Raw genomic sequence first — 13,519 nt, 5'->3', positions numbered from 1 at the left:
ATTATTTCTCTTTGCGGGCTGCAAGGGCCAATGTAAGCCAGCCTGCAATAAACAGCAAACCACCTACAGGAGTTATGGGGCCCAAAACTTGCAACCACCTCCATTGCAAAATGCTGCTACAGGCCAGCAGGTACAACGAACCCGAAAAAAACACGATACCAAAAGTAAACAGCCAGTAACTGGCATAAGTAAGGCAGCTGTTTACCCTGTTAAGCGTTGCCAGAAATAATAACGCGAAAACATGATAAAAATGATACTGTACTGCCGTTCCCCACGTTTGTAATTGCAATGGAGAGAGTTTGACTTTGAGAGTGTGGGCACCAAAAGCACCGGTTATAACAGCCAGCATGCCCAATATTGCCGCGGTTGTAATTATTCTTTTATTCATGTAAACGTATAATTGGGCTAATTTAGCCAATTGCAAGTATTACTTTATTGGCACAAGGTAAAAATCTACATTAGCCCTATTCAAATTATTATGAAACAACTGATTATTATCACCTTACTTTTACTGGCGGCCACAGTGGTAATAACAGTTAAATATTTTAATAATCTTAATTCGCCGGGTAAGCGCACCAACAAGGCCATAAAAAATATCCCCTTATCGGCCGTATTTGTATTTGAGTTTAGTAACGATGGCAGCTTCTCTGACATGTATGCAAAAAGCGACCTGTTTACCGCAATTACAGGTAAGGCAAAAATGGACGAACTCCAAACATTGCATCATTCCCTTCTTAACAATACGGTATTAAAAACATACTTCGGCGATCAAAACATCTTCATATCCATTCATCCACAACCAAACGATAGTATCGATTACTTGATTACCCTTCCATCTAAAACTCAAATAAACCAGGAAGCCATAACGCAGTTTAAACAAAGCAAAACAAGTGTATCCGTCAAAAACATAAACATTGCTGGTAAAAACGGCTATGAAGTAACCATCGATTCATTAAAACGCCATTTTTTCCTGGCCGAAAAAGGCAAGGATATATGGATGGGTAGCTTTTCGATGCCCCTGCTGCAAAAAGGTTTAACCTATATTTCTGATGAGAAACCAAGCCTTGTATGGTTACCAGCACAACAAGGCGGCACACTCGGTAACCTGTATGTGAGTTATACACAGCTTAACCCGTTACTCAACCAGTTATACCAAACCGGCAATACCGATATATGGAAACTATTGAAACTAATGCCCGCTACTACAGCGTTAAGCTTAAACTATAAAAGCGATGCATTAATGTTCAACGGCTTTACTACGCTCGACAAGAAAGTATTTAGCTACATGAGCCTGTTTACCGGTATGAAACCGGTAAAGAATGATTTGAAGAATATTTTTCCGATTACTACTGCTTTTTCTAACGATTATGCTGTTGATAATGTAAAACGTTTTTTAAGCCTGATAAGTAACTGGCAAAAAAAAACGGGATTAAGCAAAGATGCCGTTAAGCTCTTTAACCAGATCAAAACAGAAACCGGTGTGCAGATTGATAAGGAATTTAACAACTTGGTTGATAATGAATTTGCAGTTGTAACTACCCGCTTTCAAGAAAGACTGGGCATAATTAAAGTGAAGAACGGTGCATTGCTAAAACCTCTTTTTAACAACATTAGTACTATGCTTGATGAGGAGACAGGCCAGTTTAACTACAACCAGGTACCTTTATTTTTATTGGGTGATGTTATGGCCCCGTTTCGTAAGCCGTACTATATGATATTAGATAATTATCTCATTTTGGCCAATACCCCGCGCGAACTAAGCAATTACAAGGAAAACTATCTGAACAACGCCTTTTTGAGTAAAGGCGATGAATATATTGAATTTAATAACCTGCTGGCACAACAAAGCAATATTTGCTTTTTTGTGCATTTTAAAAATGCGGGCAATGTATTTAAACGCGCCTTAAAACCTGCGTATGCTAAAATCTACCTGCAACAACCAGGTTTTAAGAGCTATTATGCCGCCGCTTATCAGCTATCGGGTTCCGACCAGGAATTTTACACTAACTTATGCCTCAAACTAAATATGCCCGACACTGTTTCCGTAAAGAAGTAATCAGCATTTATATATAAATGCTTGAATGTAATAATTCCATAAATATTAGGTCTATATCCATACTAATTATTTGCTACCCCTAATGAATAAATTACTGATTTGTATAGTGCTAATTTCCATTAGCTTACCGGGTTATGCTCAGCGTTTTGCCCAATACAATACCGGTACCTTGTACGATTCGTTCGAAAACCCGTCGCAGGCCGCCTTTATACCCGACTCCAGCAGGCAATTCGCCCTTAATATTATCCCTAACTTTACTTTAAACACATACCTGCAGGGTAATGCGCAATACACCTTAAAATCCCGGTTGTTTTTGGGCAGGTACGATAACGGTGCCGTTACCGTTGGCCAAAACCAATATAATAATGTTTTGGCTAACGTAAATGTATATGTTGGGATACTTAAAATGTTTACCAGTTTAAGTGGCAAACAGGAAGTAGGTTTATCTTACCAGATTAAAGCCAACGGGCGCGGACAGGTTACCGATGAAACGATTGCTTTATTGAACGGGCTTGGAAAATTCACGCAAAACAACTACAGTGACATTTTTAACAGTAAAGCATTTTATGAATCCTTTCATCAGTTTAGCATAACCTACCGCGAAAAGGTGACGCGCACACTCTCATTTGGTGTTAAGCTTAGCGCACTATCAGGTATAGCTTATCAAAAAATCAATATCGTACAATCGAACATTAATTTCGACCGGCAAAATGATGCTGCCAACCTGGCTATGCGTGGTGTATTTCAAAGTACATATGCTTTGGGTCAGCTCAGTAAACGCGACCTTCTCCCCTCCTTAGATCATCCTGGCGCGGCAATAAGTTTGGGTGCTACATTGATTGGCCCGGCCGGTATTATTATGCAGGGTAATATTAAAGATTTGGGGTTTATACGCTGGGGGGCCGATGCTACTACTTATTCTTTCGGCAATGGCGTACCTCCTGTGCGTATTGAGGGCTTATCAACCCCTCAACGCGAAACTAATGTAACCAATGCTTTAACTACGTTATTTGAAAGAAAGCCTCAAACCGGAGCCTTCGTAAAACCAATTGTGGGCCGTGCCGAGTTTTCGGCGGCTAAAAAGTTCATGTTCGGCTCCATTACTTATTTACCAACCGCTATAATATCCCAACAAATTTATGGTTCGGGTGCTGCCATGGCTTTGGTAAATCAATTAGACTTTGGCGGATTCGGAACCTCCATAAGTGGCTTATATAATGAGGATAAACTGTTTGATATGGGGTTGCAGCTCATGTACAAAAGCCCGAACTTTGAATTTTTTGTAGGTAGTGAACAATTAGGTAAAACACTTAATCTATACAATGCCTCCGGCAATGATGAGAGCGCAATAACTAAAAGCATGTCGCACTCGGGTGGAAATATTTACCTGGGCTTCTCTTTTAAATTTGGCAAGCGTATAGAACGCTGGAAAAACGAAAGTTACTATTATAACGGCTCAGAACAAGGCCCGCTTGGCCGTGCCTGGAATAGCGCGTTTAATAAATAAAAGGTAGCCACGCCTAAATTCTTCCCGGGTGGGAAAATTTTAATCACCGATACAATCAGTTAATTAATTGACCGCTGTAAGTATGAGCCTGCCGAATACATGTCTGCTTGTTAAGTCTCCTACAGGCTCATACTAACAGCAACTATAGTTATAACGTCCTTCAAACCTAATTTAACTTTATCAAAACTAAATTTCACCACTAAGCACCCGCCTTCTTCCCGGCAATAAAATCTTTCAAGTAAAACGGTTCGTAATACGCTACATCTTCAAACCGCTGTGCATCAAAACCCAAAGTGGCTCCTTTAGTAAGGTGTGTTGCCGAATTTTCAAAAACAGTATCAAAACAGGCGTTAGCATATTGGCTTAAAACTTCCTTACACTTGGCAGCCCCATCGCCAAAAAATAATATTTTTTGATTAATAAGCAGATCGCCGAAACTATGCTCGTCAATAATCTCGGCCGATGTTGGACGGATGCGTTTGCCTTTGCTATCGAACAAAGCGGTATAAACCTCCATTCTACGGGCATCTATCATGGGGCAAAGCAAAATGTTATCTTCTGTAATTTGTTGGGCCATACCATCGGCCATGGCCTGTAGGGTTTCTACGGATACCAGGGGTTTATCTAAACCAAAACATAAACCTTTAGCTGTTGATACACCAATACGCAAACCAGTGTACGAGCCTGGTCCACTGCTTACGGCAATAGCATCTACATTGGCGTAGGTTTTACCTGCCCGGGCAAATATCTCTTCAATAAAAACGGTAATTACCCCGGCGTGTATATTGCGTTGGTTCAACTCTTTTACAGCAAGTACATTACCGTGTTGCACCAAGGCAACCGAACAGGCTGTAGTAGCGGTTTCTATTTGCAGCAGTAAACTCATATCATTTATTTTATGGTACCGGATCGTGCCCGTGGCTACCCCAGGGATGGCAGCGGCCAATACGTTTTAAAGTTAACCATCCGCCTTTAAAAGGTCCATGCTTTTTAATAGCTTCCACACCATAATGCGAACAGGTGGGCGTAAAACGGCAAGAAGCGCCCAAAACCGGCGATAATACAACCTGGTAAATTTTAATAAGCGCCAAAAACAGCGCGCTCAACCCCGCATTAAATAGTTTTAAGATGGCTTGCATGGATCTGTTCACTTAATTGTGTCAACAATTTAACCATCTTTTTATCTATTAATGCAAAGTCGTTTATCTCTTTACCAATATAGTTAATTGATAGAATAACGTGTGTATTTTGCTCTTGCAAATGTTGATAAAGCAGTTCCTGCTTATGCAGGCGATAGGCTTCGCGGGTGCGGCGCTTAATCAGGTTGCGGTCTACCGCACGCTTATATCTCTTTTTTGTAACCGAAAAAACTACCTGTACAACAGCTGGCTGAGTATTAATATTTTTAACCCATGATACCCTGAACGGATAGCACAAAAAGGAAGAACCGCTACCAAAAAGCTGTTCTAAAAGCCTTTTGTTACATAGCCGTTCTTCCTTCTTAAAAGTGTACATGAATGCTTATACTGGCAAACCGATAAATTAAAATAACGGCACCAACCCCATTACCGGAGTAAGCAACCTGTATTATGCTTTATGACGACGCTCGTCAGAAACTGATAATCTTGATCTACCTTTAGCTCTTCTGGCAGCTAAGATTCTTCTGCCGTTAGCAGTAGACATGCGCTCACGGAAACCGTGTTTGTTTCTTCTTTTACGTTGAGACGGCTGAAACGTTCTTTTCATGATTGTTATATTGTAGTATTCGTTATTCCTTAAAAACGGGAGTGCAAATTTAGCGTTTATTTTTAAGATTTCAAATATAATAATTACTATTTACTTTTAAGAAGATTAGCGCGTATTTTAGTAGCGCAAGCCATTATATATGAAACTAATTACGCTCCTCTATTTCCTGTTGCTTCCGTTTTTGAGCACAGCACAAAACAATTATAAAATATATAACACCGCCACCCAAAAGCCGGCCACGCTCGATGATATTATAAACGACATGGTTAAAGCCGATGTGCTTTTTTACGGCGAAGAGCATAATGATTCGGTTGGACATGCTATTGAACTGGCCCTGTTTACCAAACTGGTTCAAAAGTATCAAACCAAAGCTGTGCTATCATTAGAAATGTTTGAAACCGATACTCAACCTATTGTTAATGAATACCTGGCCAACCTCATTAGAGAAAAAAACCTGGTTAGCGATGCCCGTGCCTGGAACAACTATAAAGATTACCGCCCTATGGTTGAACTGGCGAAGCAAATGCAATTGCCTGTTATTGCTGCTAATGCGCCCGCCCGCTATACCAACCGCGTTACCCGCCTTACGCTAAAAAGCCTGGATCAACTTGATGCTGTGGCTAAAACTTATCTCCCACCTTTGCCCATTGATACCGCCACAGGTGCCTACTACAACAAGTTTGTGAACCTTATGGGCGGCCACGCCAACATGGGGGGTATGAATATTTACCAATCGCAAAATTTATGGGATGCAACTATGGCCTGGTCAATTGCCAAACATTTTACGGCTCATCCGGGTAGCAAAATTATGCAGGTAAACGGCGGTTTTCATAGCGAAGACAAATTGGGCGCTGCTGCCCAGCTCCTAATATATGCCCCGGCCGCACGTGTTATTAACGTTGCTGCGTTTTCCAACGAAAAGTTCAACGACGTTGACTGGAGCAAATACAGCAAAAGCAATAACTATATTATTATAACCAACGGTACGCTGCGTAAAAGCTTTTAAGCCTTGCTGGCTAAAATATCGCGTATTTCGGTTAATAAAACTTCTTCCTTACTTGGTGCAGGTATTACTGTTGGTGCTACAGCTTCTTTTTTATTAAAACGATTAATGGCTTTGATCACTATAAATAGCGAAAATGCCACTATGACGAAAGAAATTATTTGAGAGAGAAAATTCCCGTATTTAATTGCTGTACCAGGTATTACCAATTGACTAAGATTGGATAAATTGGCTGCCTTTAAAGCCGGTGTTAGTATAGCTGGTGTGATTATATCTTCAACTAAGGAACCTATTATCTTATTGAAAGCAGCACCTATAACTACAGCAACGGCTAAATCTAACACATTGCCTTTTACGGCAAACTCTTTAAACTCTTTTAAGATAGACATGGTGTAAGTATATTGTTAATCATGCTAAATTAACAATTATGCCTGCGTATCAAAATTTTTGTTTCTAAAAAACAAATTTTGATACGCAGGTATTAACTATAAATCTAACTCATTTTACTTTTTGTTTAATAACGCTATTGATGTATTTTTGGCGTAGTCTACCGATATGTTAAAACAGAACCTTCAACAAAAACTTTTACAAAAGCTATCGCCCCAGCAAATTCAATTTATTAAGCTGTTACAGGTACCCACTGTATCGCTCGATACCCGTATAAAAGAAGAATTGGAGGAAAACCCTGCGCTTGAAGATCTGAGCTTAACCAACATGAGCGAGCCCGAGGAGCAATACCCCGACCGCGACCCGGAAGATGATTACTCAGCGAGCAGTGAAGAAAATAACGAATATGACGAATTTAATATAGACGATTACCTGCAAGACGACAACCTGAACGAGTATGGTTCGCGCTACGACCAAAACGGTGATGATGAGGAAGAGCGCAAGGAAATGCCTATAGCTATCCAGAGTTCGTTTTTTGAAAACCTGCAGGCCCAGCTTGATCTGCTGCCGCTGGATGATAAAGATTTTCGTATTGGTCAGCAAATTATAGGCAGTTTAGATGATGATGGTTATCTGCGCAGGCCCATTATGTCGTTAACTGATGACCTGGCTTTTTCACAAAATGTAATGGCCGAGGATGATGAGGTGGAAGAAATGCTGAAAATAATTCAGAGTTTTGACCCCCCAGGTGTAGGTGCCCGCACATTACAGGAGTGTTTACTGATCCAGCTACGCCGTAAAGATATACACGATCCTATTATTAAAAAAGCTACCCTTGTTGTAGAACATTACCTGGACGAGTTTACCCGTAAGCATTACGATAAGCTGGAAAAATCACTCAATATGAACTCTATAGAGTTGCGAGGTGTGGTGAACGAGATCTTGAAACTTAATCCTAAGCCAGGCGACTCTAACGAAGTTAATACCAAGCAGCATCAGGTTATACCCGATTTTCACATCAGCAATAACGATGGCGTGCTTATACTTACCCTTAACTCTAAAAACGCCCCCGAACTGCGTGTAAGCCGCTCCTACCAGGAAATGTTCGAGCATTATGATAAGGCATCGCAGCGCGATAAAAAAATGAAAGAAGCCGTACAGTTCGTTAAACAAAAACTCGATTCGGCTAAATGGTTTATTGATGCCATTAAGCAACGCCAGCAAACGTTGCTGAAGACCATGAATGCCATAATGCAATACCAATATGAGTTTTTTTTAACCGGCGATGAAAAAAACCTGCGCCCTATGATCCTGAAAGATATTGCCGACCGTATTGGTATGGATATTTCTACGGTATCGCGTGTGGCTAACTCTAAGTACGTGCAAACCGAGTTTGGTACTTTCCTGCTCAAATCATTCTTCTCAGAAGCCATTCAAACCGAAAGCGGTGAAGAAGTATCGAACAAAGAAGTTAAAAAGATACTGGAAGAGCATATTGGCGGCGAAGACAAACGCCACCCGCTGGCTGATGAAAAGCTAACGGATATCCTGAAAGAGCAAGGTTATAATATTGCCCGACGTACTGTAGCTAAATACCGCGAACAAATGAATATACCGGTTGCCCGTTTACGTAAGGAGTTGTAATTTTAGTTGAGGGAGCTTGAGATCTCGAGAAGCGATGAAAAGCTGAGTTGTCTTCGAATTATACTTTTTTAAACTGACCAGCCCTTGGAGAAGCAACTTGTATAGCGGCACCTACCCTTTTTACCGTTCTTCATCGAGGCTAATGTTTTGTTGTTCACAACAATCAGGATCTTTGCAGGTATGTACCCGTTTATATAGGTGTTGGTTATTAGTTACAACAAAACAAGTATCATTCAGGGTATAACCAGCATGTTAAATAAATCACTGGTGTCGTAAAAATCTACCCAATTTAAAAAGCTTCTTGGGCACTTTTCTGATTAAAATCCAAATCGTCAAAATTTGCTTCTTGCATAAATTTATTTACAATCATTATATGAGATGGTTTTAATTAGCAGTTAATCACACGTTTATTTTGCCAAAACAATTGCTATCACGCTTAATAATAACTTACTTTACTATATGAATTCTACCACAATGAACTCAGCCAGCCCCGAATTACTTAAAGAACATTTTGTTCATCACCTGAACAGAGTGTATTATGGTAAACAGTACCTTCACAAACATTTACCCGACCTTAACGAACTATCTTCCTTTAAAAAACTAAAGCAAGGCATGCAAGAAGTTTGGGAAGATGTAGGCAAACAAGTAAAGCGAATACAAAAAATTTATGAGCTATTAAATGCCAAGCCTGCTCCAGAAAATTGTGTGCCAATTATTGCCATGTTCAAGGATGCTTTTGAACCGCAGGAATATGAAGTAGAAACATGTTTACTGAACGATATAGATATTATACTGTACCTGCAGTTACTGGAGCATATTAACATTACTTCCTACCGTATGCTTAAAATTTTAGCCGGAACAATGGGCAACGCAGAGGTAGAACAATTGCTGTTAGAAAGCTTAGACGAATCGAGCGATAATGATAAGCTATTTGTAATGATAGCAGACGAATACGTAACACGGGAAAGCAAAAACGCAATATAATGTAAAAAGCCTTTAACAACAATGTGGCTGTTGCGCAACTAAGTCAAGGCTTTTAAACAACCCGATCAAACAATTTTCGATCGGGTTGTTTTTTTTATAAGTATTTGATATTTAGCTGCTTATTTTGTACATTAAGGGCATGCAAGGCAAAAAAGACTACCAGGAAAAGCTCTTTATCCGGTTTCAGCTTTCAGACCATGTTCCGGCTGACAACTTCTACAGGCGGTTGAAAGGCATACTTGATCTCAACTTTGTTTATGATACGACCGCCAAGTATTATGGCACAGAGGGTCAAAAAAGTATTGATCCGGTTGTGTTTTTCAAACTGATGTTGGTTGGTTATTTAGAGAACCTGAATAGCGACAGACGCATTGTAGCTACCTCCCGTATGCGTATGGATATCCTCTATTTTATCGGCTACGATTTGGATGAAGAGCTTCCCTGGCATTCAACCTTAAGCCGTACGCGCCAGCTTTATGGCGAGGAAGAGTTTACAGCCATCTTTAAACAAGTTCTTAAAAAGTGCATTGACAAAGGTTTGGTAGCTGGTAAAAGGCAGGCTATCGATAGTGTATTTGTCAAAGCCAATGCCGCTATGTCAAGTTTGGTCGAACGGGAGATCATGGATGATGCTTCAACTTACGGCAAGCAACTGGACGACCATAATGATGAAGTCCCGGCTCAGGATACAATAGATGAAAACATCACGCCTAAGCCAAGAAAGAACGCTAAGGTCGATAAAAAAGCAAATAGTAAGCGTTACAGCCCATCAGATCCCGATGCCCGTATTTCAGTAAAGCCCGGAAAAACAACCAGGCTAAACTACTCCGCCTATGCAAGCGTAGATACACAAAACCATGTTATTACGCATATTCAGGCCTTTCATGCAGATAAAGGGGACGCACCGTGCCTGCCTGAGATCCTCACCCATGTCGCTGATAACCTTAAAGATAATGGGATAGGGATAGAAGAAGTGCTTGCAGATACTGGTTATAGCGGTGAAGCAGCGCTCCTGTTTTTAACAAATAATAATATCAAAGGGTACATTCCCAATAAAGCAGGATACAGAAGTAGGGAGAGCCGGGAAGGCTTTAGTTATGAAAAGCAACAAGACCGGTATATTTGTCCTGAAGGCAAATACCTTACTTTTCATAATTTCAAAAAAGCAAAGAACGCAAACACACATAAGATCTACCGCACCAGTGTTAAAGATTGCAGGGACTGCCCTTTTAAAAGGACCTGTGCCAATCTGCAAGGCTTTAAAGTATTCAAAGATTCGGTAGCTAAAGACCTTTATATAGAAATGCAGGAACGCATGCAAACCGGGCAAGGAAGAAGAGCCAGAAAGCTGAGACAAAGTACAGTAGAACCTGTATTGGGTACACTGGTCAATTTTACAGGTATGAGACAGGTTAATACAAAGGGGATCAAGCTGGCAAACAAATGTATGATCATGGCCGCCACTGCCTATAATCTAAAAAAACTAGTTAATGGCATACCAACAAGGGCCAGAAAAAGAATTATAAAGCTTGCAGGTAACACTTCTGGCGGCTTTGAAAATACTTCTTTGGCTTGGATAGCAAAGATAAAAGCCATAATAAGCACTTTTAAAACTAACCTCAAAAGCAAATGGCTGAATAACCATTTGCCTTGCAAATTAAATTATTCAGCCATTTTAAGCCCTGTTGCGCAACGGCCACACAATGCTAAAGGCTTTTTACGTATATTAAAAATATTTATGAGTTTTGAATAGAGCTATTTAAATCATCGGCCTCACCTTTAAATTTTGATTTAGCCTGGTTATATGAATCATTTGCATAAGTTTTAGCTTCATCAAGCTTATCTTCAGCTTCTTCTTTATAGTCAGACAGGTTACCCAATACACCATTAAACTTGGTTTTGGCTTTATCAACTAACGTGCTGCTATATTCTTTTACATCGTCGGCAGTAACTTTAGCCTTGTCTTTGGTTTTTTCAACCAGGTCGTTCACGTAGTCAGCAATGTCTTCTCTTAATTCCGAACCACTTTCGGGTGCTAATAATAAACCTATTGCTGCACCAGCTGCAGCACCTACTAAAAGTGCTGCAATAATTTTAGTTTGATCTTTCATGTTTTGTTCTTTTTTTAGTAGATGATATATGCAATAACGTTTTTTTAGCGCTACTGTTTATTTTTTGTAAAAAAAGTTTGGGCGCGGTTATCACATTGTGCCAGGTCTTGTTTTTTTTATCGACACAAATAAATTGCAACTATGCCCTATAAACTATTGGTATGTATTGGTAAAGTAAAATAAAAGGCAGAGCCTTTATCTTTTTCACTTTCTACCCAAACATTACCATTGTGCCTTCTTACAATTTCGGCAGCCACGTACAAACCTATTCCAAAGCCCGAAAAAGTTTGCTCATTGCGGCCCTCAACACGGTAAAAACGGTTAAATATTTTAGGTTGCTCTTCAGGATTTATACCTATGCCATAATCCTGTACAGTAACCTTCACCTCATTATCAGTAGTGCTTACCATAACATCAACCCTGTCGCTCTCGGGAGAGTATTTTATGGCGTTGGTTAAAAAGTTAGTTATAACTTGCCCTATACGGTCGCGGTCGGCATATATTGTATAATGCTGGGCTGAAGGTATGTAAACAATATCGTGCTGGGTAGCGGTATGCTGTACCTCTTCAATGGTTTCTTTTAACAGGTCGTTCAGTAAAAACGGTTCACTGTTTAAACTCAAACGTCCGCTTTCCATTTTTGAAACATCCAGCAAATCCGTTATAAGCCTGGTAAGCTTGTTAATTTGCTTGTTTACAGTAGTTAACGATTTTGTTAAAAACTCATCTTCGGTTTTGTTTTTATATATAGTAAGCAATAGCTGAATATATGCTTTTATAGAAGTTATAGGTGTTTTTAACTCGTGGCTGGCCATGCCAATAAAATCATTTTTAACCTGCTCGTGCTCCTTCATTTCGGTTATATCCATACCCGAGCCTATATAGCCTTCAAATACACCATCGGCACTAATACGGGGTACGCCTTTCATGCCTATCCACCGGTAATAACCGTCGTAAGTTTTCATGCGGTATTCCAGGTAAAATTCCTGTCTATTGTCAAAAGCGCACAAGTAACGGTCTAAAACATCTTCCTGATCGTGTTCATGCACCAAATCGCACTGAAGATACCCTGTACCCGAAAGTAATTGCGAAACGTTGGCAAACTGCATCCAGCTTTTGTTCAGGAAGGTAGTGTGCTTATCTACCCCCGTCATCCATATTAATACCGGAGCCGAATCTGCAATGTTTCGAAAACGCTCCTCACTATCTTTTAATAACTGTTCCGATTTTTTTCGCTCGGTAATATCCATGCACGACCCTACATAGCCGGCAAAATCGCCGTTGGGCAGGTACCGGGGCTTACCCGTTGCAGCAACCCATTGTGTAAGGCCATCACTTCGCAAAACCCTGAAATCAACTTCATACTGCCTTTTGCGGTTTACATCTCTAATGTAACTGCTTATTACACGGTCGCGGTCTTCGGTCACTACATACTCTATCCAGCCCCGGCCCAAATGTGTTTCATAGGGCTGCCCGGTCCAATCTATCCAGGTATGATTTACAAAGGTGATGTTTCCTTTAGTATCTACGGTCCAAAGAGCTGTACTGGCCGCATCGGTAATGTCTTTAAACAACAGGTGATGCTCCGCTAACTCCCTGCGCGCCGTAACTTTGGCTGTAACGTTAAAACCTATAATCATTACCCCATCTATATCTCCCTGCTGGTTACAATAAGGAGAAAATAGAAAGTCGAAAAACGACTCGGCAGCTTCCTTCTCACTATCGGGATTGGTTACTACAGCGTACTCAAAGCATTGCACAGCTTGGTTAGTATCGTACACTTGTTCAACTTTTTCATAAAAACCATTACCTAATTCGGGCCATGCTACACGCATAGGTTTATTAAGCACCTCTCGTGGCCCCCAAAGGTTTTTAAATAACGGATTGATGAGTTCGCACACCCCTTCGCGCCAACGCAAAATAGCTATAAGGCTTTGTGCCTGCATAAACAAGCGCTTGAGCTGATTGTCGGTTTGGTAAAAACTACCGGCAGAGTAATCGGTTTCTTCTGTTTCTGATAACATAAGATAGATGCGTAAACTAATCTCACCATTAAATTACAGAATATCAAAATTTATTTC

14 protein-coding genes are annotated in these 13,519 nt (G+C 40.3%); 6 read left to right on the top strand and 8 right to left on the bottom strand.

Features of this window, described 5'->3' with window-relative positions:
* Position 1 precedes the first annotated feature (1 nt).
* Positions 2 to 388, bottom strand: a complete 387-nt coding sequence (locus ACFQ3S_RS00665) for a DUF423 domain-containing protein (protein ID WP_377160157.1) — start codon at positions 386 to 388, stop codon at positions 2 to 4.
* Between the two features lie 90 nt (positions 389 to 478).
* On the opposite strand from ACFQ3S_RS00665, the gene ACFQ3S_RS00660 reads away from it, so the two are divergent.
* Together ACFQ3S_RS00660 and ACFQ3S_RS00655 are read left to right on the top strand one after the other, a co-directional pair.
* Positions 479 to 2,056: a hypothetical protein gene (locus ACFQ3S_RS00660; RefSeq protein WP_377160155.1), complete on the top strand. Its 1,578-nt coding sequence runs from the start codon at positions 479 to 481 to the stop codon at positions 2,054 to 2,056.
* 82 nt (positions 2,057 to 2,138) lie between these two features.
* Complete coding sequence (locus ACFQ3S_RS00655) at positions 2,139 to 3,563, top strand: DUF5723 family protein (protein WP_377160153.1); 1,425 nt, start codon at positions 2,139 to 2,141, stop codon at positions 3,561 to 3,563.
* 199 nt (positions 3,564 to 3,762) lie between these two features.
* Here the strand turns inward: ACFQ3S_RS00655 and tsaB are convergent, their stop codons facing one another.
* The 4 genes from tsaB to rpmH all read right to left on the bottom strand — a co-directional run bounded on the left by tsaB (position 3,763) and on the right by rpmH (position 5,309).
* Positions 3,763 to 4,449 carry a tRNA (adenosine(37)-N6)-threonylcarbamoyltransferase complex dimerization subunit type 1 TsaB gene (gene tsaB, locus ACFQ3S_RS00650; RefSeq protein ID WP_377160152.1) on the bottom strand — a complete coding sequence of 229 codons (687 nt, stop codon included), beginning with the start codon at positions 4,447 to 4,449 and terminating at the stop codon, positions 3,763 to 3,765.
* Between the two features lie 10 nt (positions 4,450 to 4,459).
* Positions 4,460 to 4,702 carry a membrane protein insertion efficiency factor YidD gene (gene yidD, locus ACFQ3S_RS00645; protein ID WP_377160150.1) on the bottom strand — a complete coding sequence of 81 codons (243 nt, stop codon included), beginning with the start codon at positions 4,700 to 4,702 and terminating at the stop codon, positions 4,460 to 4,462.
* Positions 4,677 to 5,078 (bottom strand): ribonuclease P protein component, encoded by a 402-nt coding sequence (locus tag ACFQ3S_RS00640; protein WP_377160148.1) that lies wholly within the window; start codon positions 5,076 to 5,078, stop codon positions 4,677 to 4,679. Before ACFQ3S_RS00640 ends, yidD begins: the two co-directional genes overlap by 26 nt.
* A gap of 72 nt (positions 5,079 to 5,150) precedes the next feature.
* Entirely contained in the window at positions 5,151 to 5,309 is a 159-nt protein-coding gene (rpmH, locus tag ACFQ3S_RS00635; protein ID WP_188415801.1) for a 50S ribosomal protein L34, read from the bottom strand.
* A 139-nt stretch (positions 5,310 to 5,448) separates the two neighbouring features.
* On the opposite strand from rpmH, the gene ACFQ3S_RS00630 reads away from it, so the two are divergent.
* Positions 5,449 to 6,315: a ChaN family lipoprotein gene (locus ACFQ3S_RS00630; RefSeq protein ID WP_377160146.1), complete on the top strand. Its 867-nt coding sequence runs from the start codon at positions 5,449 to 5,451 to the stop codon at positions 6,313 to 6,315.
* Here the strand turns inward: ACFQ3S_RS00630 and mscL are convergent.
* Positions 6,312 to 6,701, bottom strand: coding sequence for a large conductance mechanosensitive channel protein MscL (gene mscL / locus ACFQ3S_RS00625; protein WP_377160144.1), 390 nt, complete (start codon positions 6,699 to 6,701; stop codon positions 6,312 to 6,314). The two genes, ACFQ3S_RS00630 and mscL, sit on opposite strands and share 4 nt — an antisense overlap.
* Before the next feature lie 166 nt (positions 6,702 to 6,867).
* Here mscL and rpoN point away from each other — a divergent pair, with 166 nt between their 5' ends.
* From rpoN to ACFQ3S_RS00610, 3 genes are all read left to right on the top strand, one after another.
* Positions 6,868 to 8,343: an RNA polymerase factor sigma-54 gene (gene rpoN, locus ACFQ3S_RS00620; protein ID WP_377160142.1), complete on the top strand. Its 1,476-nt coding sequence runs from the start codon at positions 6,868 to 6,870 to the stop codon at positions 8,341 to 8,343.
* Between the two features lie 459 nt (positions 8,344 to 8,802).
* Positions 8,803 to 9,327 carry a DUF892 family protein gene (locus ACFQ3S_RS00615; RefSeq protein ID WP_377160140.1) on the top strand — a complete coding sequence of 175 codons (525 nt, stop codon included), beginning with the start codon at positions 8,803 to 8,805 and terminating at the stop codon, positions 9,325 to 9,327.
* Between the two features lie 139 nt (positions 9,328 to 9,466).
* Positions 9,467 to 11,080 (top strand): IS1182 family transposase, encoded by a 1,614-nt coding sequence (locus ACFQ3S_RS00610; RefSeq protein ID WP_377160138.1) that lies wholly within the window; start codon positions 9,467 to 9,469, stop codon positions 11,078 to 11,080.
* Here ACFQ3S_RS00610 and ACFQ3S_RS00605 read toward each other — a convergent pair.
* Both ACFQ3S_RS00605 and ACFQ3S_RS00600 read right to left on the bottom strand, forming a co-directional pair.
* Positions 11,064 to 11,438 (bottom strand): YtxH domain-containing protein, encoded by a 375-nt coding sequence (locus ACFQ3S_RS00605; protein ID WP_377160136.1) that lies wholly within the window; start codon positions 11,436 to 11,438, stop codon positions 11,064 to 11,066. The genes ACFQ3S_RS00610 and ACFQ3S_RS00605 overlap by 17 nt on opposite strands.
* Positions 11,439 to 11,584: 146 nt before the next feature.
* Entirely contained in the window at positions 11,585 to 13,462 is a 1,878-nt protein-coding gene (locus ACFQ3S_RS00600; RefSeq protein ID WP_377160134.1) for a PAS domain S-box protein, read from the bottom strand.
* Positions 13,463 to 13,519: the final 57 nt, after the last annotated feature.

Origin of the sequence: Mucilaginibacter terrae, from assembly GCF_042679325.1 — a bacterium.
In the GTDB taxonomy this organism is placed as follows: Bacteria; Bacteroidota; Bacteroidia; order Sphingobacteriales; family Sphingobacteriaceae; genus Mucilaginibacter; species Mucilaginibacter terrae.
The sequence above is the reverse complement of the archived record's forward strand: the minus strand, read 5'-3'. Positions and strand labels throughout refer to the sequence as shown.